At 67.7% G+C, this 25,939-nt stretch carries 26 protein-coding genes; 17 read left to right on the forward strand and 9 right to left on the reverse strand.

Annotation, left to right across the window (positions count from 1 at the left end; translation table 11 throughout):
• Positions 1-237: 237 nt before the first annotated feature.
• Together ACFWO8_RS16810 and ACFWO8_RS16815 are read left to right on the forward strand one after the other, a co-directional pair.
• Positions 238-1,458 carry a cytochrome P450 gene (locus tag ACFWO8_RS16810; protein ID WP_378951172.1) on the forward strand — a complete coding sequence of 407 codons (1,221 nt, stop codon included), beginning with the start codon at positions 238-240 and terminating at the stop codon, positions 1,456-1,458.
• Positions 1,455-2,219 (forward strand): SDR family NAD(P)-dependent oxidoreductase, encoded by a 765-nt coding sequence (locus tag ACFWO8_RS16815; RefSeq protein WP_378951175.1) that lies wholly within the window; start codon positions 1,455-1,457, stop codon positions 2,217-2,219. Before ACFWO8_RS16810 ends, ACFWO8_RS16815 begins: the two co-directional genes overlap by 4 nt.
• A gap of 122 nt (positions 2,220-2,341) precedes the next feature.
• On the opposite strand, the gene ACFWO8_RS16820 is transcribed toward ACFWO8_RS16815, so the two are convergent.
• Together ACFWO8_RS16820 and ACFWO8_RS16825 are read right to left on the reverse strand one after the other, a co-directional pair.
• Positions 2,342-3,241: an enoyl-CoA hydratase/isomerase family protein gene (locus ACFWO8_RS16820; RefSeq protein WP_378951178.1), complete on the reverse strand. Its 900-nt coding sequence runs from the start codon at positions 3,239-3,241 to the stop codon at positions 2,342-2,344.
• Positions 3,242-3,314: 73 nt separating this feature from the next.
• Entirely contained in the window at positions 3,315-4,565 is a 1,251-nt protein-coding gene (locus tag ACFWO8_RS16825) for a CaiB/BaiF CoA transferase family protein (protein WP_378951181.1), read from the reverse strand.
• Between the two features lie 109 nt (positions 4,566-4,674).
• Between ACFWO8_RS16825 and ACFWO8_RS16830 the strand changes: the two genes are divergently transcribed.
• The 4 genes from ACFWO8_RS16830 to ACFWO8_RS16845 are packed head-to-tail and all read left to right on the forward strand — an operon-like array spanning position 4,675 to position 8,202.
• Positions 4,675-5,478 carry an enoyl-CoA hydratase/isomerase family protein gene (locus ACFWO8_RS16830; RefSeq protein ID WP_378951184.1) on the forward strand — a complete coding sequence of 268 codons (804 nt, stop codon included), beginning with the start codon at positions 4,675-4,677 and terminating at the stop codon, positions 5,476-5,478.
• On the forward strand, positions 5,475-6,278 hold the full coding sequence (locus ACFWO8_RS16835; protein WP_378951187.1) for an enoyl-CoA hydratase/isomerase family protein: 804 nt from the start codon (positions 5,475-5,477) through the stop codon (positions 6,276-6,278). The genes ACFWO8_RS16830 and ACFWO8_RS16835 overlap by 4 nt, the downstream gene beginning before the upstream one ends.
• Positions 6,278-7,783 (forward strand): AMP-binding protein, encoded by a 1,506-nt coding sequence (locus tag ACFWO8_RS16840; RefSeq protein ID WP_378951190.1) that lies wholly within the window; start codon positions 6,278-6,280, stop codon positions 7,781-7,783. Before ACFWO8_RS16835 ends, ACFWO8_RS16840 begins: the two co-directional genes overlap by 1 nt.
• Positions 7,780-8,202, forward strand: a complete 423-nt coding sequence (locus ACFWO8_RS16845; RefSeq protein ID WP_378951193.1) for a PaaI family thioesterase — start codon at positions 7,780-7,782, stop codon at positions 8,200-8,202. The genes ACFWO8_RS16840 and ACFWO8_RS16845 overlap by 4 nt, the downstream gene beginning before the upstream one ends.
• Before the next feature lie 205 nt (positions 8,203-8,407).
• On the opposite strand, the gene ACFWO8_RS16850 is transcribed toward ACFWO8_RS16845, so the two are convergent.
• Positions 8,408-8,917 (reverse strand): DoxX family protein, encoded by a 510-nt coding sequence (locus ACFWO8_RS16850; protein ID WP_378951196.1) that lies wholly within the window; start codon positions 8,915-8,917, stop codon positions 8,408-8,410.
• 198 nt (positions 8,918-9,115) lie between these two features.
• Between ACFWO8_RS16850 and ACFWO8_RS16855 the strand changes: the two genes are divergently transcribed.
• Positions 9,116-10,303, forward strand: coding sequence for an acyl-CoA dehydrogenase family protein (locus ACFWO8_RS16855; RefSeq protein ID WP_378951199.1), 1,188 nt, complete (start codon positions 9,116-9,118; stop codon positions 10,301-10,303).
• Positions 10,304-10,357: 54 nt separating this feature from the next.
• Here the strand turns inward: ACFWO8_RS16855 and ACFWO8_RS16860 are convergent, their stop codons facing one another.
• The gene (locus ACFWO8_RS16860) at positions 10,358-11,167 is read right to left on the reverse strand and encodes an NAD(P)-dependent oxidoreductase (protein ID WP_378951202.1); all 810 of its coding nucleotides are present in this window, start codon (positions 11,165-11,167) and stop codon (positions 10,358-10,360) included.
• A gap of 285 nt (positions 11,168-11,452) precedes the next feature.
• Here ACFWO8_RS16860 and ACFWO8_RS16865 point away from each other — a divergent pair, with 285 nt between their 5' ends.
• From ACFWO8_RS16865 to ACFWO8_RS16890, 6 genes are all read left to right on the forward strand, one after another.
• On the forward strand, positions 11,453-12,274 hold the full coding sequence (locus ACFWO8_RS16865; protein WP_378951205.1) for a mycofactocin-coupled SDR family oxidoreductase: 822 nt from the start codon (positions 11,453-11,455) through the stop codon (positions 12,272-12,274).
• A 29-nt stretch (positions 12,275-12,303) separates the two neighbouring features.
• Complete coding sequence (gene fabG, locus ACFWO8_RS16870; RefSeq protein ID WP_378951208.1) at positions 12,304-13,032, forward strand: 3-oxoacyl-ACP reductase FabG; 729 nt, start codon at positions 12,304-12,306, stop codon at positions 13,030-13,032.
• Positions 13,029-13,922 (forward strand): hypothetical protein, encoded by an 894-nt coding sequence (locus ACFWO8_RS16875; protein WP_378951211.1) that lies wholly within the window; start codon positions 13,029-13,031, stop codon positions 13,920-13,922. The genes fabG and ACFWO8_RS16875 overlap by 4 nt, the downstream gene beginning before the upstream one ends.
• A complete protein-coding gene (locus tag ACFWO8_RS16880; RefSeq protein ID WP_378951214.1) occupies positions 13,915-15,126 on the forward strand; it encodes an acetyl-CoA C-acetyltransferase in 1,212 nt (403 codons plus the stop codon). The genes ACFWO8_RS16875 and ACFWO8_RS16880 overlap by 8 nt, the downstream gene beginning before the upstream one ends.
• Before the next feature lie 2 nt (positions 15,127-15,128).
• Complete coding sequence (locus tag ACFWO8_RS16885; protein ID WP_378951217.1) at positions 15,129-15,587, forward strand: MaoC family dehydratase; 459 nt, start codon at positions 15,129-15,131, stop codon at positions 15,585-15,587.
• A gap of 70 nt (positions 15,588-15,657) precedes the next feature.
• Positions 15,658-16,848 (forward strand): acyl-CoA dehydrogenase family protein, encoded by a 1,191-nt coding sequence (locus ACFWO8_RS16890; RefSeq protein WP_378951220.1) that lies wholly within the window; start codon positions 15,658-15,660, stop codon positions 16,846-16,848.
• 59 nt (positions 16,849-16,907) lie between these two features.
• Here the strand turns inward: ACFWO8_RS16890 and ACFWO8_RS16895 are convergent, their stop codons facing one another.
• The gene (locus ACFWO8_RS16895; protein WP_378951224.1) at positions 16,908-17,705 is read right to left on the reverse strand and encodes an SDR family NAD(P)-dependent oxidoreductase; all 798 of its coding nucleotides are present in this window, start codon (positions 17,703-17,705) and stop codon (positions 16,908-16,910) included.
• Between the two features lie 138 nt (positions 17,706-17,843).
• Positions 17,844-18,899, reverse strand: coding sequence for an enoyl-CoA hydratase/isomerase family protein (locus ACFWO8_RS16900; protein ID WP_378951227.1), 1,056 nt, complete (start codon positions 18,897-18,899; stop codon positions 17,844-17,846).
• Between the two features lie 166 nt (positions 18,900-19,065).
• On the opposite strand from ACFWO8_RS16900, the gene ACFWO8_RS16905 reads away from it, so the two are divergent.
• Together ACFWO8_RS16905 and ACFWO8_RS16910 are read left to right on the forward strand one after the other, a co-directional pair.
• On the forward strand, positions 19,066-20,214 hold the full coding sequence (locus ACFWO8_RS16905; protein ID WP_378952027.1) for a CoA transferase: 1,149 nt from the start codon (positions 19,066-19,068) through the stop codon (positions 20,212-20,214).
• On the forward strand, positions 20,211-21,641 hold the full coding sequence (locus ACFWO8_RS16910) for an amidohydrolase family protein (RefSeq protein WP_378951230.1): 1,431 nt from the start codon (positions 20,211-20,213) through the stop codon (positions 21,639-21,641). Before ACFWO8_RS16905 ends, ACFWO8_RS16910 begins: the two co-directional genes overlap by 4 nt.
• A gap of 7 nt (positions 21,642-21,648) precedes the next feature.
• On the opposite strand, the gene ACFWO8_RS16915 is transcribed toward ACFWO8_RS16910, so the two are convergent.
• Positions 21,649-21,963: a hypothetical protein gene (locus ACFWO8_RS16915; RefSeq protein WP_378951233.1), complete on the reverse strand. Its 315-nt coding sequence runs from the start codon at positions 21,961-21,963 to the stop codon at positions 21,649-21,651.
• A gap of 133 nt (positions 21,964-22,096) precedes the next feature.
• Between ACFWO8_RS16915 and ACFWO8_RS16920 the strand changes: the two genes are divergently transcribed.
• Positions 22,097-22,948, forward strand: a complete 852-nt coding sequence (locus ACFWO8_RS16920) for an acyl-CoA thioesterase (RefSeq protein ID WP_378951236.1) — start codon at positions 22,097-22,099, stop codon at positions 22,946-22,948.
• Positions 22,949-23,008: 60 nt separating this feature from the next.
• Positions 23,009-24,265 (forward strand): amidohydrolase family protein, encoded by a 1,257-nt coding sequence (locus ACFWO8_RS16925; protein ID WP_378951239.1) that lies wholly within the window; start codon positions 23,009-23,011, stop codon positions 24,263-24,265.
• A 67-nt stretch (positions 24,266-24,332) separates the two neighbouring features.
• Here the strand turns inward: ACFWO8_RS16925 and ACFWO8_RS16930 are convergent, their stop codons facing one another.
• Positions 24,333-25,481, reverse strand: a complete 1,149-nt coding sequence (locus ACFWO8_RS16930; protein WP_378951243.1) for a phosphotransferase — start codon at positions 25,479-25,481, stop codon at positions 24,333-24,335.
• Positions 25,481-25,906 (reverse strand): hypothetical protein, encoded by a 426-nt coding sequence (locus ACFWO8_RS16935; RefSeq protein ID WP_378951246.1) that lies wholly within the window; start codon positions 25,904-25,906, stop codon positions 25,481-25,483. Before ACFWO8_RS16935 ends, ACFWO8_RS16930 begins: the two co-directional genes overlap by 1 nt.
• Positions 25,907-25,939 lie beyond the last annotated feature (33 nt).

Genomic DNA, 25,939 nt, shown 5'->3' on the forward strand with positions numbered 1-25,939 from the left:
CGCACGCACCCGTACCGATGGCGTTGTCTCGGTCACAAGACTGATTTATAGTTGCCCTTACTGTCAAGCTTTCCATAACATCGGCGACCGGTCGCCCCACAGCGACCCCGGGCCGCCCGCTCGCGCCCCTCGCCTCGACAGTCGCATTGCCGACCCAGACGTCGCTCATATACTGTATGGCTTACAGTAAGTATTACTCCGAATAGTCGTACGGTGTGACGAAGCCAGAGGTGAGCTGTGAACAGCCCAGTTGAGGACCAATCAGAGACGATCGGGGAAGTTCCCGATCCCCACGATCCCTACCCCTTCTTCGCCGCGCGGCGGCGAGCGGGCGGCGTGTTCCACGGGACGGTGATGGACTACTCCAGAACCCCGAAGGAGCTGCGCCCCACCGACACCTACGCCGCCATGTCCTGGACCGCGGTGAACAAGGTCTTGCGCAACAACACGGTGTTCAGCACGAAGCTCTACGACACGACGATCGGCGTGTTCATGGGGCCCACCATCCTGGCGATGGACGGGTCCCCCCACCGCGCGCACCGTAACCTCGTGTCCGCGGCCTTCAAGCCGCAGTCGCTGGCCGTGTGGGAACCCGAGGTCGTGCGCCCGATCTGCGAGGAACTCATCGACGAATTCATCGACGAGGGTCGCGCGGATCTGGTCCGCGACTTCACTTTCGAGTTCCCCACCCGGGTCATCGCCCGCCTGCTCGGACTGCCCGCCGAGGACCTACCGTTCTTCCGCGACGCCGCGGTGGCCATCATCAGCTACGCGGGCAATGTGCCGAGGGCGCTGCAAGCCTCCAGGGAACTGAAGGAATACTTCCTCGGTCATATCGACAAGCGGCGGAACGCACCCAGCGACGACATCATCAGCAACCTTGTTACCGCCGACATCGACGGTGAGAAGCTCAGCGATCGCGCGATCTATTCCTTCCTGCGCCTGCTGTTGCCCGCCGGTCTCGAAACGACCTACCGCTCCTCGGGAAACCTGCTGTACCAGTTACTCAGTCACCCTGAGCAATTCGCCGCGGTCCAGCGAGATCCCAGCCTGCTCCCGCAGGCGATCGAAGAGGGTTTGCGATTCGAGACGCCGCTGACTTTGGTGCAGCGATACGTCACCGAGGACACCGAATTGGAGGGCGTCGCCATCCCCGCGGGCGCTGTCGTCGATGTCTGCCTCGGCTCGGCGAACCGCGACGAGAGCCGATGGGAACGTTCGGAGGAGTTCGACATCTTTCGTCCCCATATCCCGCACATCAGCTTCACCGCGGGCGCCCACACCTGCCTCGGCCTGCACCTCGCCCGCCTGGAGACTCGCGTCGCCATGGAGTCACTGCTCGCGCGCCTGACCGACATCACCCTGCTGCCCGACGGCGACCCGCACATCTTCGGCCAGCCGTTCCGTTCGCCGAGCGCGCTGCCGGTGACCTTCGATGCCGTCCGAGGAGCCTTGTGACCACCCGTAACATCTTCGATCTCACCGGCCGTTCGGCGCTGGTCACCGGTGCGGCGGGCGGTATCGGCGCGGCGGTCGCCGCGGCCCTGGCCGCCCAGGGCGCCGCGGTGCTCGTCACCGATATCGACGGAGCCGCCGCGGCAGTCACCACCGAGAAGATCCTCGCCGACGGTGGCCGAGCCGCCGCGGTCGCTCTCGATGTCCGCGACCGGGCCGCCGCCGACGCGGCGGCGAGTGCCGCCGCGGCGCTGGCCGGCGGGACACTGCACATCGTGGTGAATAACGCCGGAGCCACCGAGCCCGCGATGTTCGGCGCCACCACCGAGGAATCGGTGCTGCGGATGCTCGACATCCATCTACTCGGCGCGTTTCGCTGCACACAGGCCGCGTTGGCGTATCTGCCGACCGACGGCACCGGTCGCGTCATCAACGTGACCTCGTCGGCGGGGTTGGTCGGCACGCTCGGGCAGGTGAACTACTCGGCGGCCAAATCCGGCATCGTCGGCATGACCAAGTCGCTGGCGCGTGAACTGGCGCGCAAGCAGATCACCGTCAACGCGCTCGCGCCGGCGGCGGCGACACCGATGACTGAAACGATCCGTACCGATCCCAAGTTCGCCGAACAGATGCTGAATCGAATTCCCCTGCGCCGCTGGGCCGAACCGCAGGAGGTGGCGGGCGCTTTCGTCTTCCTCGCCTCCGACGCGGCATCGTTCGTCACCGGTCAGGTACTGCCGGTCGACGGTGGTCTGGTGATGTGACCGCACCGAATTCTCAGGCCCGGGCCGTTCGGCCCGGGCCTGAAGTCGTTGTATGGACGGCAGATCGCGACACGCCTTGTTGGGCCGACACGATCGTGTCGGCCCAACAAGTGGATGTCGCGCTAGCCCAGATCCGGTTCCGGCACATGGAAGTGCGCGTCCCGCAGCCGGAATGCCTCCTTGGTGCCGTGTTCGGCTCTGGTCTTCACGAAATTGAATTCCCCCGGCGAGAATTGCAGATTGGTGCCGTAGGCGTGGAACAGATAGCTGGCCACTTCCTCGCCCTGATAGGCCTGGCTCTGCTCCACCATCCGGAACGCCTCCTTCGCGATGACGACACCGTCAGCCGGCATCTTCGCCGCCTTCTCGGCCCAGTACCGCGCACGGGCGGTGACGGCGTCCGGGTCGCAGGTCTCGGTGAAGACGCCGAGATGTTCCAGCGTTGCCGCCTCGATGATGTCGCCGGTCAACAGCATTCGGCGCGCGAGAACCGGGCCGAGCCGATGGAAGAACATGTGCAGGCTACCCAGCGCCGGACCCAGGAACCGCGCCGCGGGCATGCCGATCTTCGCGTCCCGCGCGATGACCGAGATATCGGTCATCAAGGCCATCTCGAACCCGCCACCCAGCGCATAGCCGCTGATCTCGCCGACGGTGACCTTCGGGAAGCCCATGAAATTGTGGTAGAAGCCGAAAGACTTGCGATCCACCGTAAGTCGCCTGCGCTGACTCGGTCTGCTCTTGGCGGGCCGGTCACCGGTGGCCGCCGGTCGCTCGCCGTACCAGCCGTAGGCGTTGTTCATATCGGCACCGGTGCTGAACACCCGCTCGGCACCGCGCAGCAACACGACGGTGATGTCGTCGTCCTCGGCCACTTCGTCGAGGTAGCGCGCGATCCCATCGCGCATGGCCGCGTCGTAGGAATTGCGCTGCTTCGGATTGTTCAGGGTGATGGTGGCGATCCTGCGGTCCGGATCCACCTCGTAGAGCACACGGCCCTCGGCGGTGCTGGAACTGGTCATCGGATGTCTCTTCCTTCTCGTTCGAGGGGGATGTGCGCGCGCTGCCCGTAGCGCGCCGTGGTCGGTGTGGCCATCAGACGACCTGCCGCTCGCGCAGGTCGGCCACCTCGTCGGGGCTGTAACCGAGATCGGCCAGGATCTGCCCGGTGTGCTCGCCGAGCAGCGGCGCGCGCCGACGAATCCGCCCCGGCGTGCGCGACAACCGGAACGGCGTTGCGACGATCGGCACCGGCTTCGACGCTCCCGGATAGTCGATCCGCTCGAGGTAGCCCAGCTTCTCGACGTGCGGGTCCTCGAGCACGTCGTGGGTGCTGTGCATCGGCGCCGCGGGCAGTTTGAACTGCTCGAGCGCCGCGAGCACCTCGGCCTTGGTGCGACCCCGGCACCAGTCCTGCATGAGGTCGTTGAGGAAGTCGCTGTGCTGCCAGCGCAGGTCGTCACCGGCGAAGCGCGGATCGTCCATGAGGTCCTCCCGACCGATCAACCGGCACCACCGGCGGAACATCGGCTGCCCGGCCACCTGGAGCAGCACCCAGCCGTCGGTGACCTCGTAGAGATCACACGGCGCGACCGAGGTCCCCCGATTGCCCATGCGCGGTTTGTCGACGCCGAGCAGGTCGCGCTCGATCAGGAACGCGTTGCTCATCATCAGCGCGGTCGGCAGCAGCGCGCCCTCGACGTGCTGGCCCTCGCCGGTGGCGCGGTGGTGGAACAGGGCCATCATGACCCCGATGGCCAGCGTCATCGCGGTGCCGAAGTCGGTGTAGGGGACCGTGGTGCGGATCGGCTGCTCGGGCAGGCCCTGGCGGTGGGTGGCGCCCGACATGACCTGGCCCGCACCGTCGAAACCGATCCGGTCGCTGTAGGGACCGCCCTCGCCGTAGGCCGTGGCGCTGGCCAGGATGATGTCGGCCTTGACCGAGCGCAGGGTGTCGTAGTCGAGTCCGCTGGCCCGCATTCCGGCCAACGGCATGTTGGCGACGACGATGTCGGCGCCTGCCACGAGGCGCCGGGTGATCTCGGCTCCGTCGGGTGTGGTCGAGTCGAGGGTCAGCGACCGCTTGTTGCGGTTGCACTGCAGGAACGTGCCGCCCTCGCCGCCCTCGGTCACCGCCTGCACCCAACGGTCCTCACCGCCCTCGCGCTTCTCGACCCGGACGACATCGGCGCCCATGTCGGCCAGGATCGCGCTGCACCACGGGGCGGCGATGAACCGGCCGTAGTCGAGTACCCGCACACCGTCGAGAACGCCCCTGGTCGTACTCCCCCCGGCGGGCCGGTCGGCTCCCGTGCCGTCCGAAGGTGTGCTCCCGTTCTCGGCCATCGCCACTCTTTCCTCGTCGGTACTTCACGTCACCTTGGCAGAACCATAACGGTATTGTCTACTGTATATCTAACAGTATGGGCCACGCCCTGTCCCCCAGGAGGAATGCATGCCGTTCGATACCATCGGCTACGAGGTAGACGGGCACACGGCCACCATCACACTGAACCGGCCCGAGGCCCTCAACGCGCTGAGCCCGCACATGATCACCGAACTGCGCGCCGCCTACGACGAGGCCGAGAACGACGACAAGGTCTGGCTGCTCATCGTCACCGCGAACGGTCGCGCCTTCTGCACCGGCGCCGATGTCAAGGCGATCCCCGGCGACGGCAAGGTCCTCAACGAGAAGCCGTACCTGTCGACCTACGAACAGTGGGAGGCTCCGCAGGAGGGCACCCCACCCTTCCGGACCATGACCAAACCGATTCTCGTCGCGATCAACGGAATCTGTTGCGGAGCGGGTTTGGACTGGGTGACCACCGGCGACATCATCATCGCCTCGGATCGAGCGACCTTCTTCGATCCCCATGTGAGCATCGGGCTCGTCGCGGGCCGAGAGGTGGTCCGTCTGGCCCGGGTGCTCCCGCGCACCGTGGCCCTGCGGATGGCGATGATGGGCAAGCACGAGCGGATGAGCGCCCAGCGCGCCTACGAGCTGGGCATGATCACCGAGGTCGTCGAGCACGACCGCCTGCTCGAGCGGGCAAACGAGATCGCCGATATCCTCAATTCCAATGCGCCGCTGGCGGTTCGCGGCACCAGACTGGCGATCGTCAAGGGCCTTGATGTGCCGATGCACGAGGCCGAGATGCTGGCCGAGTCGTTCCGCGAGCGGGTCACCCGCACCGAGGACGCGCTCGAGGGACCGCGCGCGTTCGTCGAGAAGCGCGCCCCGGAATGGCAGTGCCGATGAGCGCCGACTACAGCACGATCACGCTCGACGTCGACGCCGACGACCGGGTCGCCACCCTCACCCTGAACCGCCCCGAACGGCTCAACGCCTTCGACCGCACCATGTGCGAGGAGGTCCGCGACGCGTGGCGCCGGATCAGGCTCGACGACTCGGTCAACGCGGTCGTCCTGCGCGCGGCGGGCACTCGCGCCTTCAGCGCGGGACTCGACATCAAGTCCGCCTACGGCCAACCCGACGGGATCTGGCATCACGAGGACCCCGGCGAGCTGTTGAGCCCCAAGTGGCAGAAGATGTGGAAACCGGTGGTGTGCGCGGTCAACGGCCTGTGCACCGCCGGCGCGTTCTACTTCGTCAACGAGTCCGACGTGGTGATCTGTTCCGACGAAGCCACCTTCTTCGACTCCCATGTGTCGGCGGGGTTGGTCTGCGCACTGGAACCGATCGGACTCATGCGCCGGGTCGGGCTCGGCGAGACCCTGCGCATCGCGTTGATGGGCAACGACGAACGAGTTTGCGCCGAGACCGCGCTGCGCATCGGCCTGGTGACGGAAATCGTGACCCGCGACCAACTTTGGGAACGCGCGCACGCCATCGCCGCCGGCATCGCGGCCAAGCCGCCGACGGCGACCCAGGGCACGGTCAAGGCGATCTGGGAATCGCTGGACAAGCCCTATCGGGCCGCACTCGATCAGGGCCTCATCTACACCCGCCTCGGCAATCCGATCGCCAAGGCGGAACTCGCCGCGGCCGCGGAAGATCAACAACGCCGCGGCATTTCGACCGAACCGAGGATTCGTTGATGACCGACACCCATGACCATCCGCTGAGCGGGCGCATCGCCGGAGTCCTAGAGCTGGCGCCGAGTTCACGGGCCCTCGAATTCGACGGGGCCTGGCACAGCTGGGGCGAACTCGCCGAGACCGCGCGGCGCGTCAGCGTGCTGATCACCACACCGTGCCAAGTCGGCATTCTGTTGCGCAACCGCCCCGAACACGTGGCCGCGTTCCTCGGCGTTCTGCTCAGCGGCGGCACCGTGGTCGTGATCAACCCCGCGCGTGGCGACGACCGCACCCGGTCCGATATCGCCGCGCTCGACCTGCCACTGGTGATCGGCGGGCAGGCGGACCTGGCCGGCCTCGTCGGGCCAGGGGCCGCGACCGTGACCATCGCCGACCTCGACAGCACGCCGATCCCCAGCGAGTCGGTCGGCGAGCACGACGCGGGCACTCCGCTGCCGGGGATCGCCGTCCGCATGCTCACCAGCGGGACCACCGGGCCGCCCAAGCGCGTCGAGATCACCTACGACATGCTCGCGCGCAGTGTCATCGGCACCGACTTCGAGCAGGCCGCCGCACCGACCGCGCCGCGCGGTGGCGTCGCGATCGTCAATGCTCCGCTGGTGCACATCGGCGGTATCTTCCGCATTCTGCAGTGCGTCGTCGATGCCAGGCCGTTCGTCTTCCTGCCGCGCTTCGATCTCGACCGCTGGACGGCGGCGGTGCGAGCGCACCGGCCGGGCGCGGTGTCACTGGTACCCGCCGCCCTGCGGATGGTGCTGCACTCGGGCCTCGGCCCCGCGGATCTGGAGGGCGTCCGGGTGGTCACCTCGGGCACCGCGCCGCTGTCGGCCGCCGACGCCGACGCCTTCCAGGACAAGTTCGGCATTCCGGTCCTGACGTCGTACGCCGCCACCGAATTCGGTGGCGGCGTCGCCGGCTGGACGCTTCCCGACCACCGGCAGTTCTGGAATACCAAGCGCGGCAGCGTCGGTCGTGCCAGTGGCGGCGCCCGCCTGCGGGTGGTCGACGAGGACGGCACCGCGCTCGGGCCGGATGTGCCCGGCCTGCTCGAGGTCGCGCCCGGCCAGCTCGGTCCCACCGCCGGCTGGGTCCGTACCACCGATATCGCCCGCATCGACGCCGATGGGTTCCTCTGGATTCTGGGACGTGCCGATCAGGCCATCATCCGAGGTGGATTCAAGATCATGCCCGATGATGTCCGCGCCGCGCTGGAGGAACATCCTGCTGTCGGTGGTGCCGCGGTCGTCGCCAGGGCCGACGACCGGCTCGGCGAGACCCCGGTCGCCATGGTCGAGCTGCGCGCGGGTCGCCACACCGAGGTCGATGAGTTGGCGGCCTACCTGAGCACTCGATTGGCCCGCTACGAGATCCCCACCGATATCGCTGTCGTCGACGCGATTCCGCGCACCCCGTCGGGCAAGGCAGACCTGTCCGCGGTCCGTGAACACTTCACCGCAACCCCCATCGGCCGACGGCCACATTCCGAAAGTGGTGATCCGACATGATGTCGACCATCCGAGAGATCAGCGGGCTACTCGACCATATCGGCTTCCGCAAGGCGACAGACGCCGACGGCTCGCTCGTCTGGGAGCTGCCCGTCGCGCCACACGTGGTCAACACCTCCGGTGGGCTACAGGGCGGTCTGATCGCGACACTCGCCGACATCGCGGCAGGCACGCTCGCTCTGGAGTCCCGTCCACCGAACACCGGCGTGGTCACCTCGGATCTCAGTGTGCGGTACTTCCGCCCGATCACCGACGGCACGGCGCGCGCGGTGAGCAAGGTCGTGCACGCGGGTAAACGGTCGATCGTCGTCCAGGTCGAGGTATTCGACGTCGTAGACGGCGCGCTGGCCGCTCTGGCGACCGTCAATTTCGCCACGGTGAGCTTCGCGACCGACCGATCAGCGGCAACGAACAGCTAGAACCGCAGCCGGTGCACGACATTCCGGCGTCGGTCACACGATGCGGAGGCCAGCAGTCGGCGGCGGCCGGTTGGTCGGCGGCGGCCGGATCGGAATTGCCCCGATCCGGCCTCATCGAATCCGGTTGGCGCAGAGATGCTCTGGTGGTCGGATACCGCTGACGTCACGCTGTGGTCCGGTACCGCCATCCGTCGTCCTCGTTCACTCAGGACTCGCTGGGCGCCGGTGGCCGGTAGAACAGCGCGAGCTGGCCGAGGCCCGCGGCCAGACCGAGGCAGACGGCGATGCCGAAACCCCACCAGCCGTCCAGCTGATCCGAGCCGAAGATCAGCTGATCGAGACTGATCCGGCCGGGGCCGATAATGGCCACGCTCACCGCGCCGACCGCGAGCACCAGGTTGTATTCCCAGCCTTCGCCGACGATGAAGAAGCCGTTGGACCGGTGCACGGTCCAGGCGGCCACGAGCATGAGCGCGACGAACCCCGCGGCGGCAGCCGGCGTGAGCAGCCCGAGGGCCAGCGCGATGCCGACGCCGACCTCGCTACCCGCGGCGAGGCGCGCGTGCACGATGCCCGGTTTCATCCCGATGCTGTCGAACCATCGGGCGGTACCGGGAATCCGGCCACCCCCGAAGAATTTGTTGTACCCGTGCGCGGCCATGGTGAGGCCGAGGCACACCCGCAGAATCAGTACACCCGCGTCGTACGCTGCCATCTCCACACCACTCCGTCAATCGAGGTCAACGCCGTGAGCGTAACGCTCGAAGCGATTCCCGTATCCCATACCGCTAGTATTACAGTAATGTTAGACATTGCGAGCGCGTGGTCAAGACGAGACATCGCCGGACACGCTCGCCCACACCACGCAACGAGCACGACGGCGCCAGGTCGCCGCGAACGAGGAGGCCCTGCCATGACGAGCGCACCCACCGGAGTCGGCGCTGTCAGCGCGGAGGACTTCCGCGAAATACTCGCGCAGACCAAGGATTTCGTGCGAAACGTGGTCATGAAGCGGGAGCGGGAGATCGCCGAGCAGAACCGGATGCCCGACGAGATCGTCCAACAGGCCAAAGCCATGGGTCTGTTCGGTTATGCCATCCCGCAGCAGTGGGGTGGGCTCGGGCTCGACCTCGCGCAGGATGTCGAGCTGGCCATGGAGCTCGGCTACACCACGCTCGCGCTGCGATCGCTGTTCGGCACCAACAACGGCATCGCCGGACAGGTCTTGGTCGGATTCGGCACCGACGAGCAGAAATCCCAGTGGCTCGAACAGATCGCCTCCGGCGCCGTCGTCGCGTCGTTCGCACTCACCGAATCCGGTGCGGGGTCCGATCCCGCCGCGCTGCGCACCACCGCGGCCCGGTCCGGGACGGACTGGATCATCAACGGCGAGAAGCGATTCATCACCAACGCACCGGTTGCCGATCTGTTCGTCGTCTTCGCGCGCACCCGCCCGGCCGACGAGCACGGCGCGGGAATCTCGGTCTTCCTGATCCCCGCCGGCACACCCGGCGTCGAGGTCGGCCCGAAGGACCGCAAGATGGGGCAGGAGGGCGCATGGACCGCGGAGGTCTACTTCCGCGATGTCCGCGTCGGCGACGAGGCACTCGTCGGCGGCAACGAGGACATCGGCTATCGGGCCGCGATGACTTCGCTGGCGCGCGGCCGCGTGCACATCGCGGCACTCGCGGTCGGCACCGCGCAGCGGGCACTCGACGAATCTGTCGCCTACGCCGCGACCGCCACGCAAGGCGGCACACCCATCGGGCGGTTCCAATTGGTCCAGGCGCACCTGGCCGACATGCAGACCGGAGTAATGGCGGGCCGCGCGCTGGTTCGCGATGCCGCGCGAGCATGGGTGGCCGAACAGGACCGCCGGATCGCGCCGTCGGTAGCCAAGCTGTACTGCACCGAAATGGCTGGGCGGGTAGCCGATTCGGCGGTGCAGGTGCACGGCGGCACGGGGTACATGCGCGATGTGGCAGTGGAACGGATCTACCGTGATGTCCGGCTGCTGCGGCTGTATGAGGGCACCAGTGAGATCCAGCGCCTGATCATCGGCGGCGGGCTGATCAGGAATGCCGAGCGAGCCGCGAAGTAGCGGACCGGCCGGGTCGGCCACCGCATGGAGAGCGGCCGACCCGGTCGCCGGACGTCAGCTCAAGTCGAGCGGACCGTCTGCGATCGCGGCCCCCAGGCCGCTCAGATCGATACCGAGGTCGGCGGTCGCGGTCAAGCACGCCGCGACGTCCTTCCGCAGGAACGGCGCGGCGCGTTTCTCGAACTTCGCCAAACCACCGGTGCGCCGAATCGAATCGGCCGCGTAGCTGTTGCCGCTGGCCACCGACAGCGCCGCCAGCAACTGCCCTTCCTCGATTCCCAGCTGTCGGCCGACGTCGGCGGCCACGGCCACCAGTTGCGCGTTGGCGGCGAACAGCGCGTTGTTGACCAGTTTCACACCGAGCGCACTACCGAGCGCACCGGTGGCCAAAACCGTACTCGCGTAGGCGGACAGCACCGACCGGACGGCCTCGACCGCGACGGACGGACCACCGAGCAATACCGTGAGACGCCCCGCGGCGATATCGTCGGCCGATCCACTGACTGGCCCGTCGAGCAGGACCGGACCGTCGGGTCGCTCGGCGGCCAGCTCGGTGATCGTCGAGACCGCGCCGGTCGTGTGCGAAACCACGACCGCGTCGGCCGGCGCCGTCGCCAGCACCCCGTCCGGACCCGACAGCACCTCGCGTAACTGGTGATCCGAGAACAGGCACGCGATGATCACCTCGCTGGATACCGCGGCCTCCCGCACCGAGTCGACGACCTCGGCTCCGGCCGCCCGCAGCCGCTCCCGTACCGCATCCTGCCGCGCATACACCACGGCCCGATGACCTGCCGCCACCAGTCGAACCACCATCGGCTCGCCCATCTGGCCTGCTCCGATGAACCCGACAACCTTCGACATCCGCCCCGCTCCTCACTCGCGATGAACCCGTTCGCTACCGAGAACGATGCGACGAGCCGCGAATCGATAATAATCCAGTAATACCAACCGTAACAGTGCCATCGGGCGCGTTGCAGCAGCTTCTTGCGCCGCGAACGACCGGGCCATAAGGTTGCCTGACACAGTACCGTTGCCTTTACGATATGACATACGATAATGACTTCTGGTGCGCTGGTCCGCCGACACGGGATCGCGATCCCTGTCCCACACGACCCAGCGATCACCCGACAGCCCCGAGGAGAGCACGTGACCGGCCGACACAGCGACAAAGTCGCCTTCATCACCGGCGCAGCGCGCGGACAGGGCCGTGCGCACGCGGTACGCCTGGCGCGCGAGGGCGCCGATATCATCGCTGTCGACCTCGCGGGCCCACTGCCTGCTGCGGTTCCCTACGATTCGGCGACGCCGCAGGACTTCGAGGAAACGGTTCAGCTGGTCGAGGCGACCGGCCGCCGGATCGTCGCCGCGACCGTCGACACCCGGGACCTGGATGGGCTGCGCAAGGCCGTCGACGACGGAGTGGCCACCCTGGGACGACTCGACATCATCGTCGCCAACGCAGGCATCTGCATCCCGCAGCGGTGGAACGAGATCACCCCCGAGTCGTTCCGCGACGTCATCGACATCAATATCACCGGCACCTGGAACACCGCGATCGCCGGGGCCGACCACATCATCGACGGTGGGCGCGGCGGCTCGATCATCCTGATCAGCTCCGCCGCCGGGCTGAAGATGCAGCCGTTCATGGTGCACTACACCGCCAGCAAGCACGCGGTGACCGGCATCGCCAGGGGGTTGGCCGCCGAACTCGGCAAACATCGGATCCGGGTCAACAGTGTGCATCCGGGCGCCGTATTGACACCCATGGGCAGCGGGGACATGGTCGCCGCGCTCGGCCGTTCGCTCGAGTCCAATCCTCAACTCGGCCACATGACGACACCGTTCCTGCCCGACTGGGTGGCCCAGCCCGAAGATGTGGCCGCCACCGTCAGCTGGCTCGCCGACGATGAATCCCGTTACATCACCGCCGCCCAGATCGCGGTCGACCTGGGCTCGACTCAGTACTGAATGCCCGTCACGCCGAAAGGATTTACACCATGTCACTTCTCGAGGGCCGCATCGCAGTTGTCACCGGCGGTGCGCAGGGCATCGGCCTCGCCATCGCGTCGACCTTCCTGCGTGCGGGCGCGCGGGTGGTCGTGGGTGACCTGAATCCCGATGCGGCCCGGGAAGCGCTGGGCCCGGACGGTGTTCGCGCGGTCCGCTGCGATGTGACCAGCGCCGAGGACGTCTCGGCGCTGCTCGCCACCGCGCACACCGAATTCGGTTCGGTCGACGTCATGGTCAACAACGCGGGCATCACCAGGGACGCCTCCATGCGCACGATGAGCGAAGACGATTTCGACCAGGTCGTGGCGGTGCATCTGAAGGGCAGCTGGCACGGCACAAGGCTCGCCTCGGCGATCATGCGGGAGCAGCGCCGCGGCAGCATCGTCAACATCTCGTCGCTGTCGGGCAAAGTGGGAATGGCGGGCCAGACCAACTATTCGGCCGCTAAGGCGGGCATCATCGGTCTGACCAAGGCCGCGGCCAAGGAGACAGCCCGCTTCGGCGTGCGGGTCAACGCGATCCAGCCCGGCCTGATCCGCTCCCCGATGACCACGGCGATGCCCACCGATATCTGGGACAAGAAGATGGCGGAGATCCCGATGTCGCGAGCGGGTGAACCGGAGGAGGTCGCCGGTGTCGCGCTGTTCCTCGCCTCGGACCTGTCCTCGTACATGACGGGGACCACGCTGGAAGTGACGGGCGGGCGGTTCATGTGACCGGCTGGCAGGCACACACCGTCGTCACCGACGAATACGTCGACCCCGCACCGGTCGCGGCGCTGAGCGCGGTCCTCGACTCGGGTGCGCCGCCGATCGGTGTCGGCGATCCCCTACCGCCGCTGTGGCATTGGGCGGCGCTGGCGCGCTGGCCCGTGTCGTCGGAGATCGGAGCCGACGGGCACCCGGCCCGTGGTTCCTTCCTGCCTCCGGTGGATCTGCCGCGCCGCATGTTCGCCGGCGGTGACGTGGTGCTGCACGAAGCGGTGACCATCGGGTCGACGGTGCGGCGCGTGACGCGGGTCGTCGCCGTGACGCCCAAGAGCGGGCGAACGGGTCCGCTGGTGGTGGTCGATGTCGAGATCCGGCTCTACACCGGCGCGGACACCCTCGCCGTGGTGGAACGTCAGAATCTGATCTACCGCGAGGCCGTGGCGCCCGGATCGATCGGTCCCGCGACGCCGTCCGCGCCCGAGCCCGCGGGCACTCCCCTGCGCCGCGTGGCCGAATGGGACTGGGAATTGCGCACTGATCCCATCGTCTTGATGCGGTTCAGCGCCGCGACGGCCAACCCCCACCGCATCCACTACGACTGGCCGTACGCGACCGGCGTCGAGGGATACCCGGCGCTGGTGGTGCACGGACCGCTCATGACCCTGGCCATGGCCGAGACCGTTCGACGGGAACGGCCCGATCCGGCACCGATCCGGTTCCGGCACCGCAACCTCGCGCCGCTGTTCTGCGCCGAACCGGCCCGCATCCAGCGTCGCGACACCGCCGACACCGACCTCGAACTCGCCGTCCGCACCGGTGGCGGCACCGACCGAACCGTCGAACACACCGTTCTGACCGCCGATTTCGACCATGACGGAGACCGAACCCATGCGTGAAGCAGTGATCTGCGAACCTGTCCGTACCCCCATCGGACGCTACGGCGGGGTGTTCTCCTCGCTCACCGCGGTCGATCTCGGTGTCACCGCCCTGCGCGGGCTGCTGGAACGGACCGGGATCGACCCCAAGGTCGTGGACGACGTAATCCTCGGTCACTGCTACCCCAGCAGCGAGGCTCCCGCCATCGGCCGGGTCGTCGCCCTCGACGCCGGACTACCGGTGACCGTCGGCGGCATGCAGATCGACCGGCGCTGCGGATCCGGATTGCAGGCGGTCATCCAGGCCGTCATGCAGGTCGCCTGCGGCGCCAGCGAAGTGGTGGTCGCCGGCGGTGTGGAGAGCATGACCAACACCCCGTTCTACTCGCTCGACATGCGCTGGGGCGGTGCGCGAGGTGGGGTCCGCGTCCACGACGCGCTGGCTCGCGGACGCGAGACCGCCGGTGGCAAGACCTATCCGGTGCCGGGCGGCATGCTCGCGACCGCCGAGAACCTGCGCCGGACCTATTCGATCCCCCGAGAGGAACAGGATCGGCTCGCGGTGACCTCCCATCAGCGTGCCGTCGAGGCCGCGCGCAGCGGTGCCAGCGCCGAGCAGATCATTCCGGTCACGGTGTCCTCGCGCCGGGGAGATTCGGTGGTCGACACCGACGAGCATCCCCGCGCCGACACCACCCTCGAATCCCTCGCCGCGCTGAAACCGATTCGGGCGCAGATCGATCCGGACTCGACGGTGACCGCGGGCAATGCCAGCGGGCAGAACGACGCGGCGTCGATGTGCCTGGTGACCACCCGGGACAACGCCGAACAGCTCGGCCTCACCCCCCTGATCACCCTGAAGTCGTGGGCCGTGGCGGGGGTGCGACCCGATGTCATGGGTATCGGACCCGTCCCCGCCACCGATGCCGCCCTCGGCCAGGCGGGGCTCGCGCTCGCCGACATCGACCTCATCGAACTCAACGAAGCGTTCGCGGCGCAGGCACTCGCGGTCATGCGGGAATGGAAGTTCGGCGAACGGGATCTCGACCGCACCAATGTGCACGGCTCCGGCATCTCCCTCGGACATCCGGTGGGCGCCACCGGCGGCCGGATGCTGGCCACTCTCGCCAGGGAACTGCACCGGCGCGAGCTGCGCTACGGGCTGGAGACGATGTGCATCGGCGGCGGCCAGGGCCTGGCCGCTGTCTTCGAGCGGGTGGTGTGAGCATGGCCGCGCGCGCCTTCACCTCACTCGATGATCTCTCGGCCGCGATCGGCGACACCGTCGGTCCCGGGCCGTGGTGCACGATCGACCAGGAACGAGTCGACGCGTTCGCCGAGTGCACCGGCGACGATCAGTGGATCCACGTGGACCCCACCCGCGCCGCCGACGGCCCCTACGGCGCCACCATCGCGCACGGCTACCTCACCCTGTCGATGCTGCCGTTCCTCGGCCGCGACCTCTACACCATCGAATTCGGCTCGGCGCGAATCAACTACGGCAGCAACAAGGTTCGGTATCCCTCCGCCGTGCGTGTCGGCACCCGGGTGCGTGCCTCGGCCACTCCTGTCGACTTGTCGGTCGAGACGTCGCGGTGCCTGCTCACCGTGCGCTGGGTCATCGAGAACGAGGGACAGGACAAACCGGTGCTGGTGGCCGAAACCCTCACGGTGGTGGTGTTGTGACCCGCACCGAGCCTCTCGCATCCGCCGACCCACGCCGCGAAGGCGCCGATTCCACCGAACGGATATCCCGATGAAACTCGGACAAACCCACGGCCTCACCGAGGTGCAGACCGAAATCCTCACCACTGTGCGCACGTTCGTGGACAAGGAGATCATCCCGGTCGCGCAGGAACTCGAACACGCCGACACCTATCCGCAAGCCATCGTCGATCGGATGGCGGAGATGGGTCTGTTCGGGCTGATGATTCCCGAGGAATACGGGGGCCTCGGCGAATCCCTGCTGACCTACGCGTTGTGTGTCGAGGAACTGGCGCGCGGTTGGATGAGCATCTCCGGTGTCATCAACACCCATTTCATCGTCGCCTACCTGCTCGCCCAGCACGGCACCGTGCACCAGCGGCGACATTTCCTGCCGCGCATGGCCACCGGTGCGGTGCGCGGGGCGTTCTCGATGTCCGAACCCGAACTCGGCTCGGATGTGGCCGCCATCCGCACCAGGGCCGTCCGCGCGGAGTCGGGCGACTACACGCTCAACGGCCGAAAGATGTGGCTGACCAACGGATCCACGGCCACAGTGGTCGCCACCCTGGTACGCACCGATGAGGGTCACGAACGCCCGCACGACAATCTCACCGCCTTCCTGCTCGAGAAGCCCGCCGGCTTCGGTGAGGTCGCACCCGGACTGACGATTCCCGGCAAGATCCACAAAATGGGTTACAAGGGCATCGACACCACCGAGATGCTCCTCGATAACCATGTCGTGCCTGCGGATGCCGTCCTCGGCGGCGAGCCCGGTCACGGCTTCAAACAGATGATGGACGGCATCGAGGTCGGCCGGGTCAATGTCGCGGCTCGCGCCTGCGGCATCGCGCTGCGCGCGTTCGAACTCGGCGCGCGCTACGCCCAACAGCGCTCAGCCTTCGGCAAACCCATCGTCGAACACCAGGCCATCGGGTTCTCGCTGGCCGAGATGGCTACCAAGGTCGAGGCGGCCCATCTCATGATGGTCAACGCGGCGCGTCTCAAGGATTCCGGTCTGCGCAACGATGTCGCGGCGGGCATGGCCAAGTATCTGGCCAGCGAGTTCTGCAACGAGGTCACCCAGGCCAGTTTCCGGATCCACGGTGGCTACGGCTATTCCACCGAGTACGAGATCGAACGTCTCATGCGCGAGGCGCCGTTCATGCTGATCGGCGAGGGCACCAGCGAGATCCAGAAACGGATCATCGGCAAGGGTGTGCTGCGCGACTATCGGCTCTGAGATCGTCGTGGGCGGGTGACGGCCGGACCAGTCGATGGTCCGGCCGAAACCATTGCGGCTCAGACGAAATCGGAGCCACCGTCGACGTTCACATTCGCACCGGTCATATAGGAATTGCGGCGCGAGGCCAGGAATGCGGCGACCGGGCCGATCTCCTCGGGCAGCCCGGCCCTCGGCATCTGCGCGGGGTGCCCGTAGTGGGTGCCGATCGCCTCCATGAGGCGGTAGGGATCGTCGTCCTCGATGCCCACCGAGCGGGCCCAGTCGGTCAGAGCAGGGGTGACGAAGGTGCCCGGAGACACCACGTTGACCAGGATCTCCTCCTTGGCCAGCAACAGCGACAGGTTCTTCGAGATGCTGGTCACCATCGCCTTCGCCGCGGTGTAGGCGACCAGGGACACGGTCTGGCGCTGGGTCGAATGCGCGGAGAAGTTCACGATCCGTCCCCACTCGGCCTGGCGCAACAACGGCAGCGCCGCGTTGACGCAGTGCACGATGGCGAGCGCCCCGTGATCGACCGCCTCGTGCCACTGCTCGTCGGACAGTTCCTCCACGGTCCCCTGGACATTCGGGCCGACGGTGGTGATCAGCGAGTTGAGTTCACCGCCCCACCGTTGCCCCAATCGGGTGAAGACCGATTCCACCTGCGCGAGGTCGCGCGCATCGGCGACGAGACCGACCGCGTCCGGACTTCCCCGATCCACCAGACTCGCGACCGCGCGCTCGACATCCTCGGCGGACCGGCCGACGACCGCGACTTTTGCCCCCTCCTCCGCCAGGCACTGCGCCGTGGCCAGTCCCATGCCACGACTTCCACCGACCACGACGGTCGCCGCGTCCCGCAATCCCAGATCCATACCGCTTTCCGCCTCACCTCGAGAGAACCGCCGTTCCGGGTCGGACCGCTGCGGACTGTCATCGGCCCACGGCACGACCGGACGGCTCGAGCCACTACTGTAATACATTCAGTATTGCTTACGGTAGTTCGGTGGGGACTACCCGACGGCGTTCTCCTCGATGCCGTCGATCAGCTTCCACCGCAACGCGGTTGCGGTGTCGACGCGATCGCCGGTCAGCATCATCCATGCCGCGCGCCAGCGCCCGATCCGGCGCGGGACGCTGACGGTACCGCCTGCCCCCGGCACCAACCCCATCTCGATTTCGGGCAGTCGGAAGTAGGTTTCCGGCGCCGCGATCAGCAGTCCCGCGAAGGCCGTCATCTCGATGCCCGCCCCGATGCACGCCCCGTGTACCCGGGCGCGGACATGGTCGCGCAGTCGGTCGATGATCCGCCACGGCGCGCGTTCGAGTCGCACCTGATACGCGGCAACCACATCGACGGCGGTGCCGAACTCGTCGAGATCGCCACCGCTACAGAACACCGGACCCGCTCCGCGCAGGAGCACCCGGGCGATGCTGTCGTCGAGTTCGGCGAGACGAAGCGCCTCCAGAAGTTGTTCGCGCAGCGGCGAACTCAGCGCGTTTCGACGCTCCGGATGGTCGAGGGTCACCGACAGCAGGTCGGCGTCGCGGTCCAGCCGCACCAGTGGCCGATCGGGAACGCTCACCGATTTCGGCCCGCCTCGTTCGGCCAGCCACCGCTCGAACTCGCGGCCCGCCAGCAGCATCGAGTAAACCGCGGCCTCCGCCGCGAGTCCCGCGGTCGTATCCGGCACCGTCGTCTGACGCAGCAGCTGCCCCAGGGCCACGCTCGCCTGTGGATTGCGCCGCACCGCCGCCGACAGGTACTCCACCGCGACATCGGGGTCGGGATGGTCGACGATCATCGGCGAGGTTCCGGCATCCTCGGCCAGCGTCAGGGTGAGCGCGCGCAGCAGCGGCACCAGGCTCGGCGAGGCCGGTCCCCGCAACACCCCGATCGACAGCCGCAGCGAACCGGCCAGCGCGTCGGCGAACCGTGCGATCCGCTCCGTCGATTCCCCCGCCCACACGTCCAGTGGGACGACCAGGATCGGGTTTCTCGGCGTGCCCTCCGGGCCGATATCCAGTTCGAGGGCATCCAGGGCCAGATCGGTAGCGTCACGGCTCACCGCGCAATAGTGACACGGTGTCGGCCCTGTAGTGACCGAGACCGCGCGGGCCCCCTCGACCTAGTATCGAGCCGTGCAACCTAGGACAGCGTCGGTTCCCGGTCCGCCCGCGGCGGACTGGGCGGCGAGCGGGGTGGTCGCCCTCTCCGGTCGCCCCGACGGACCGATGCTGGTGCCACCGGGGCGCGCGGCCACCAGGGCCCGCGAGCTGACCTCGACGCTGGCCGCCGTCTCAGGCCAAATGATCACCGTCGACGGTGCCCACCTACTGGGCGAACGCGCCGCACTCGCCGACCTGCGGCGCCGGGGAGCGGTGTCGGCGGGCGGCCGTTGCCGCTTGCTGCCCACCGCCGACGGGTGGGCCGCGATCTCCTGCGCCCGGCCCGATGATCCGCTCCTGCTCGGCGCGCTGATCGGGGACGAACTCGACGCGGTGAATCCGTGGCCCGCGCTTGCCGACTGGGTGCGCGCGCATCGCGGCGCCGAACTCCTCGAACGCGCCGAACTCCTCGGCGTGGCGGCCGGGCCGGTGCGGCATCACGAACGCGTGCACTGCCCGGCACCGATGACGCCGAGGCCGGTCGAAGGGCTGCTCGTCGTCGACTTCAGCGCCTTGTGGGCGGGTCCGCTGTGCGCCCACCTCCTCGGGCTGGCAGGTGCGCGCGTGGTCAAGGTCGAGACCCCGGGACGGCCCGACGGCGCCCGACGCGGAAACCCGGAGTTCTACGCGCTACTGCACCATGGGCACGAATCGGTGGTGCTCGATCCTGCCGACAGTGCCGGAAGGTCGGCGCTGTCGGCCCTCGTCGACGCCGCCGACATCGTCATCGAGGCGTCCAGACCCCGCGCGCTGGCCGGGTTCGGACTCGACGCCGAGGCGGCTGTCGGGCGCGGGGCGAGTTGGGTGTCCATCACCGCCGCGGGTCGCGCGTCGCACCGCATCGGTTTCGGCGACGACGTCGCCGCGGCCGCCGGACTGGTCGCCCACGAGCCCGGTTCGGGCACACCGGCTTTCGTCGGCGACGCCATCGCCGATCCACTCACCGGTTTGACCGCCGCCGTGCTCGCGATGTCCTCGCCCGCCGACGGTCGCGGAGTGCTGTGGGACATCTCGATGACCGATGTCGTCGCCGGCACGCTGACAACCGATCCGGTCCCGAGCACGTCGCAGCGCGGCGACAGCTGGTTCATCGAGTCCGACGCTGGACCGATTCCGGTCGCACAGCCACTGTCTCGCACCCCGATCGGCCCGGCCGCCGATTCCGGTGCCGATACCGCGCGAGTACTCGAATCGCTCCGGATCCCAGCGCCGTGACCGATACCCACCTGTCCGCGGTCGGCCGGGCCATCATCGTGCGCAACGCGGAAATCGACGGCATTCCAGGTCTCGATCTGCGGGTGCGGGACGGCAGGATCGACGACATCGGGCCGTCGCTGTCCACGGACGGGGCCACGGAGGTGATCGACGCGCGCGGCGGTGCCGTCATCCCCGGACTGCACGATCACCACCTGCACCTGCACGCCACGGCCGCCGACGCGGCGTCGGTGCACTGCGGCCCACCGGCAGTCCTCGACCGTCGCGCGCTGGGCACGGCCCTCGCCGAGGCACCGGGAGACGACCATGGCTGGGTCCGCGGCGTCGGCTACGTCGACACCATCGCGGGCGATCTCGACGCCGTCGCCCTCGATGCCCTGCACGCGACCCGACCGGTGCGAGTACAGCACCGCAGTGGCGCGATGTGGATCCTCAACTCCGCCGCTCTCGCCGCGGCGGGCATCACCGACGCGGCGCATCCCGGCGTCGAGTGCGCTGCCGATAGCGTCCCGACCGGCCGGATCTGGCGCGCGGACACCTGGTTACGCACCCGACTGCCACCCGCGAGGCCACCGCATCTCGGCTCGCTCGGCTCCACCCTCGCCGAGTACGGCATCACCGGTGTCACCGACGCGACCCCTGATCTGTCGACCGGGTCGCAGGCCGCGCTGGTCGCCGCCGTGACCGAGGGCGACCTGCCGCAACGGTTACACCTGCTCGGAGCCCCCTTGGGCAGCGCGCCTGCGCTGCCGGAGCGGATCGGTGTCGGACCGTACAAGATCGTCATCGCCGACTCCGGACTCCCCCTGTTCGACGCGCTGGTGGAGCAGATCAGCGCGGTCCACCGCGACGGACGGGCCGTGGCCGTCCATTGCGTCAGCCGCGAAGCACTGCTCCTGCTGCTCGCGGCCCTGGATGTGGCGGGCGATTTCCCCGGCGACCGCGTCGAACACGCGGCGTTGGTGCCCGCCGACAGCATCGGCGATCTCCACCGCCACGGCCTGCGGGTGGTGACCCAACCAGGCTTTCTGTCCCGGCGCGGCGACTACTACCTCGACCATGTCGAACCCGACGACCTCGACGATCTGTACCGCTGCCGAAGTCTGCTCGCGGGAGGTATCCCCCTCGCTATGTCCAGCGACTCCCCCTACGGCCCGCTCGACCCGTGGGCGGTGATCGCCGCGGCCAGTCGCCGATCCACCGAAACCGGCGCGACCATCAATACCGGCGAATGCCTCACGCCCGCACAGGCGCTCGCGGGATACCTCACCCCAGCCGATGACCCGGGTGGGCGCCCGCGCCGGATCCGACGTGGGGCTCGCACCGATCTCGTCCTGTTGCGCGCGCCGTTGGAGCGGGTACTGCGCGACCCGTCGGCCGATGTCGTCGCTCGCACCCTGTTCACGCGAGCGCCGGCGCATCCGTGATCGGCAGCTATGTGGCGGGTAGCGCCGAAACCGTATCGGCGACCTCGAAAGTCGAATCGTGCCAACCACACGGCAACCCACACGTGCGATACAGCCTGCGCTCGACCAACCCGCTGGAATAGGCGCGGACCGTCTCCGACGCCTGCGCCGCGTAGCCGCATCGTGGACATTTCGCGAAGTAGTCGAGCAGGTCATAGCTGGTGGTACGAACCACCTCGCCGGGGATCCGCGCACCGTGCTCGTAGGCCGTGCCGGGTGGCGCGGCCGATCGCGGGTGCGCGATTGTCGGCGCCCTGCGTCGCGGGTCCTTGTATTTCGTCATCGACCGATCACCTCGACACTCGCGGAAATCCCAGAGGGAATTACTGTTGCTACGACAGTATCCGAGAATATTCGAGCCAGAGTGCTGATCAGGGATATACTGTAAACCTTCCCGTATGGCTTATGATCGGCATGTGCCGGATACATGGAACGACCTCATGGCTTGCCTCGACCTCCGCTCGCTGCCCACCGATGCCACGTCGCCGAGTCCGGCCGATCCCCTTCTCGCCTTCGAGGGATCGAATCAACAGCTGCCCCATCGGCGCCTCTTCGGCGGGCAGCTACTCGGCCAGTTCGTGCGCACGGCGAATGCGGCGAACCCGGACAAGGCAGTCAAGTCGCTCCATGCGTCGCTCTTCCGAGAAGGCACCTCCGACACTCCCGTTCACTACATCGCCGACCCACTCCACGACGGACGCTCGTTCGGCGCGCTGACCGTGACCGCGACGCAGAGCTGCCGCCCGATCGCCACCTGCGCAGTCTCGCTGCATGCCACCGAAGCGGGCCCGACACACCAGCCGGTCCGCCCCGCCGCCGCACCGCCGGGTCCCGAGAACCGCGTCCGGTTCGACCTGCTCCCGTGGGACACCCGGTCGGTCACCGATCTCGACGCCCACGACGACGGGCGAGCCGACTACGACCTCTGGATGCGAATTCCCGACACGGAGGACGCCGGAACCGCCGCCGCGCTGCTCGCCTATTCCACGGACCTGAACGTCATCGGCACCGCGCTGCGCCCGTTCGACGGCATCGATCAGCGCGGCAACGGCACCGCGTTCACCTCGGCGACGACCTCGCACACGGTCTGGTTCCATCGCCCGTTCGCCACCGGCGACTGGCTGCTCCTGCGCCATTACGGCGCGATGGTCGCGCACGGGCGCTGCTTCGGACGTGGGGATGTCTTCACCACGGACGGCACGCTGGTCGCCTCGTTCGCCCAGGAGGCCCTGCTCAGGTTTCATGTCGACGCCATCCCGACAGCATGAACCACACCTCATACTGTATGCATTACAGTAGATAAGACTGCAGTGATGGAAGGGAACCAGATGACGAACACCGCCGACCCGGCCGCAAGCCGGACCGAGGGACAATTTCGCGATGCGCCGATCTTCGACGCCGACCAGCACATGTATGAGACCCCGGACTCGCTGACGAAGTACCTGCCGGAGAAGTACGCACGTGCGGTGCAGTTCGCGCAGATCGGGCGGCAGACCCGGATCGTGATCAACAACAAGGTCACCGACTTCATCCCCAACCCGACCTTCGAGCGGGTCGCCGCGCCCGGCGCGCACGAGAAGTTCTTCGCGGGCGAGAACTCCGACGGGCTCACACTGCGAGAGATGCAGGGACCCGCGATCGAGGCACCCGCGGCCACCCGTAATCCGGTGGACCGGATCACCGAGCTCGACCGGCAGGGTGTCGTCGAGGCACTCAACTACCCGACGCTGGCCAGCCTGGTCGAGCATTCGGCGGCCGACGATCCACAGCTCACCCTGGCGATCATCCACGCACTCAACCAGTGGATGGCCGAGCATTGGTCCTACAACTACGCCGACCGCATCTACTCGACCCCGATCATCAATCTCTCCGAGGTCGACGCCGCCCAGCGCGAACTGGAATACATCCTCGACAACGGCGCGAAGGTCGCCTTGATCAAGCCGGGCCCGGTGAACGGCCTGCACGGCTGGCGCTCGCCCGCGCTGCCCGAATTCGATCCGTTCTGGCGTGATGTCGAAGCCGCCGGCCTGCCGATCGTGCTGCACGCCAGCTACCCGCCGCTGGACGGCTACATTGCCTCCTGGGAACCGCCGCACACCGCGAACTTCATGGCGCAGAGCCCATTTCGCTGGATGGCACTGGGGCATCGCGAGATCTCCGACATGATCACCAGTCTCATCTGTCACGGCACCCTGACCCGGTTCCCGAAGCTGCGCGTGGCCAGCGTCGAGAACGGCAGTTCGTGGATCTACCCGCTGTTCCACGACTTCGAAGACCTGTATAAGAAAATGCCGCAGAACTTCCCCGAGCATCCGCACGAGGTGTTCCGCCGCAACATCTGGGTCAGCCCGTTCTGGGAAGGGTGCGTGGCCGATGTCGTCGACACGGTCGGCTGGGACAAGGTCCTCTTCGGCTCGGACTACCCGCACCCGGAGGGTCTGGCCGAGCCGAAGGGCTTCTGGAAGTACGCCGAGGGCATGGACGTCGGGCGCACCTATGACTTCATGGGCGACAACACCCGCCGCTTCCTCGGACTGCCCATCGCCAACCCTGATCCGAGCGTCGCTCCCACAACAACCGCCTGATCCAGGCGACTTCAGCCGCCGCCGAATCGGATTCGGCGGCGGCTGTTCTCCTCGGGTCGCCTGATGCTCAGACGCGCATGTCGTCGAGAAGCGCGGCCAGCAGTGCCAGGCTGTCGTGTGCCTCGACGCCCGCGACAGCCCGCGCCACGCCACAGCGGGTCACCGCCAGTGACTGCATTCGTTCGCCCGCCTCGGCTGTGCAGACGATGGCGAGCAGCAACTCGGCGATGCCGACCTTGTACAACGTCCACAGCTGCTCCGGGTCGGCCTCGATGCCCGCGGCGTCGAGCCGGGCGGCGTAGCGCTCGACGAGTCCTCGTTCGATCTCGCGCAGCAACTCCGGTTCCACCGACGAGTTCGCGAAGTAGGCGACATCGCGCATGCCGCAACCCGTTGTCGAGATCTGCCAGTCCAGGAAGCCCGGCGTCGAGCCTTCGAAGAACAAGTTTCCCAGATGCGGGTCCCCGTGGATCAGGGTCTGCGGTCGGCTCGCCCAGAAGGCATCGATCTCCCTGCCACGCTGATAGAAGATCCGGATCTGCTCCCGGACCGTCGCCGGGACCAGGTCCGCGGCGTGCCCGGTGAGTGTGCCGAGCAGCCGGCGCCGGATCAGGATCCCGAGTTGGGTTTCCACCTCCGACCGTGCGTTCCCCGCCGCGCCTGCTCGGTCCTGCCAGAAGGCGGCGTGCAGATCCGCCATGGCGTCGACGACGGCCTCCGCTTCGCTTCGGTCGAGAGGGTCGCCGACCGTGCGAAACCGCGCGGTCGGCGACAGATCCTCCAAGACCAGTACCGCGCGTCCCCGCACCGGGTCGAACCGCGTCGCGTAGCAGCGCGGCACCCGGATCGGCGGTTCATCGCCCAGAGCGCGATAGGCATCGATCTCTCGCGCCCCGAGGCTGAACAGGTTCATCAGCACATGCTGAAAGTAGTTGCGCGGCGGCATTTTCAGGAACAGGGAGGCCGGAATATCGGCATCCGAGGTCACTTCGATGCGCGCCCGCGCCGCCGTGCCGGAATGGGCGTCCACGACCCGTATGTGGTGGATCGTCTCCGGTGCCACGCCGAAGACTTCGGCGAGCCAGGCCGCGGTCACGTCCTCCACGCGCAGCGGTGCGCGCGCACCACCCGTCGGCACAGAGCGATCGAACGCGACCCGCAATGCCTGCCCGGCCACCGAACCGATGGCTCGGGCAGTGCGGACCGAAGCCCGCACTATCTCCCTCCGCCTTCTCGGGCGATCCGCTCGTCGTGGCGACGGACCAGTTCCCGGAACCCGATGGGTTCCCAGCCGGGTTTGGGTTGGACGCTCCATTCGTCACGTGCGGTGGTCTGCCCGGCCGCTTCGGCCTGCCCGCCGAGCGGTGGTGCGTTGAAGTCGGCGGGATACTGGCATTCCAGGGTGTCGTCGGAGTAGCGGACCTTTATCATCTCGTGGCAGATCTCCTGCAGTGACAAGGTCGGCCAGCCGTACCAGATCGCGAGCGCGGGTACGGTGAACGCCCCTTCGACCACCAGCGCCACCAGGCAGATCATGATCCCCCGCTTGAGCCAGCGATGCATGCGCGCGAAAGGTGGCGTGGTGCCCAACGGAAGTTCTTCCGGCGGAACCGATCCCGATTCGGACGACGGTGTACTCATCGCGAAATTCTCCTTCAGCAGATAAATCGAGTC

The sequence above is a fragment of the Nocardia sp. NPDC058480 genome, assembly GCF_042720495.1.
Classification (GTDB): Bacteria; Actinomycetota; Actinomycetes; order Mycobacteriales; family Mycobacteriaceae; genus Nocardia.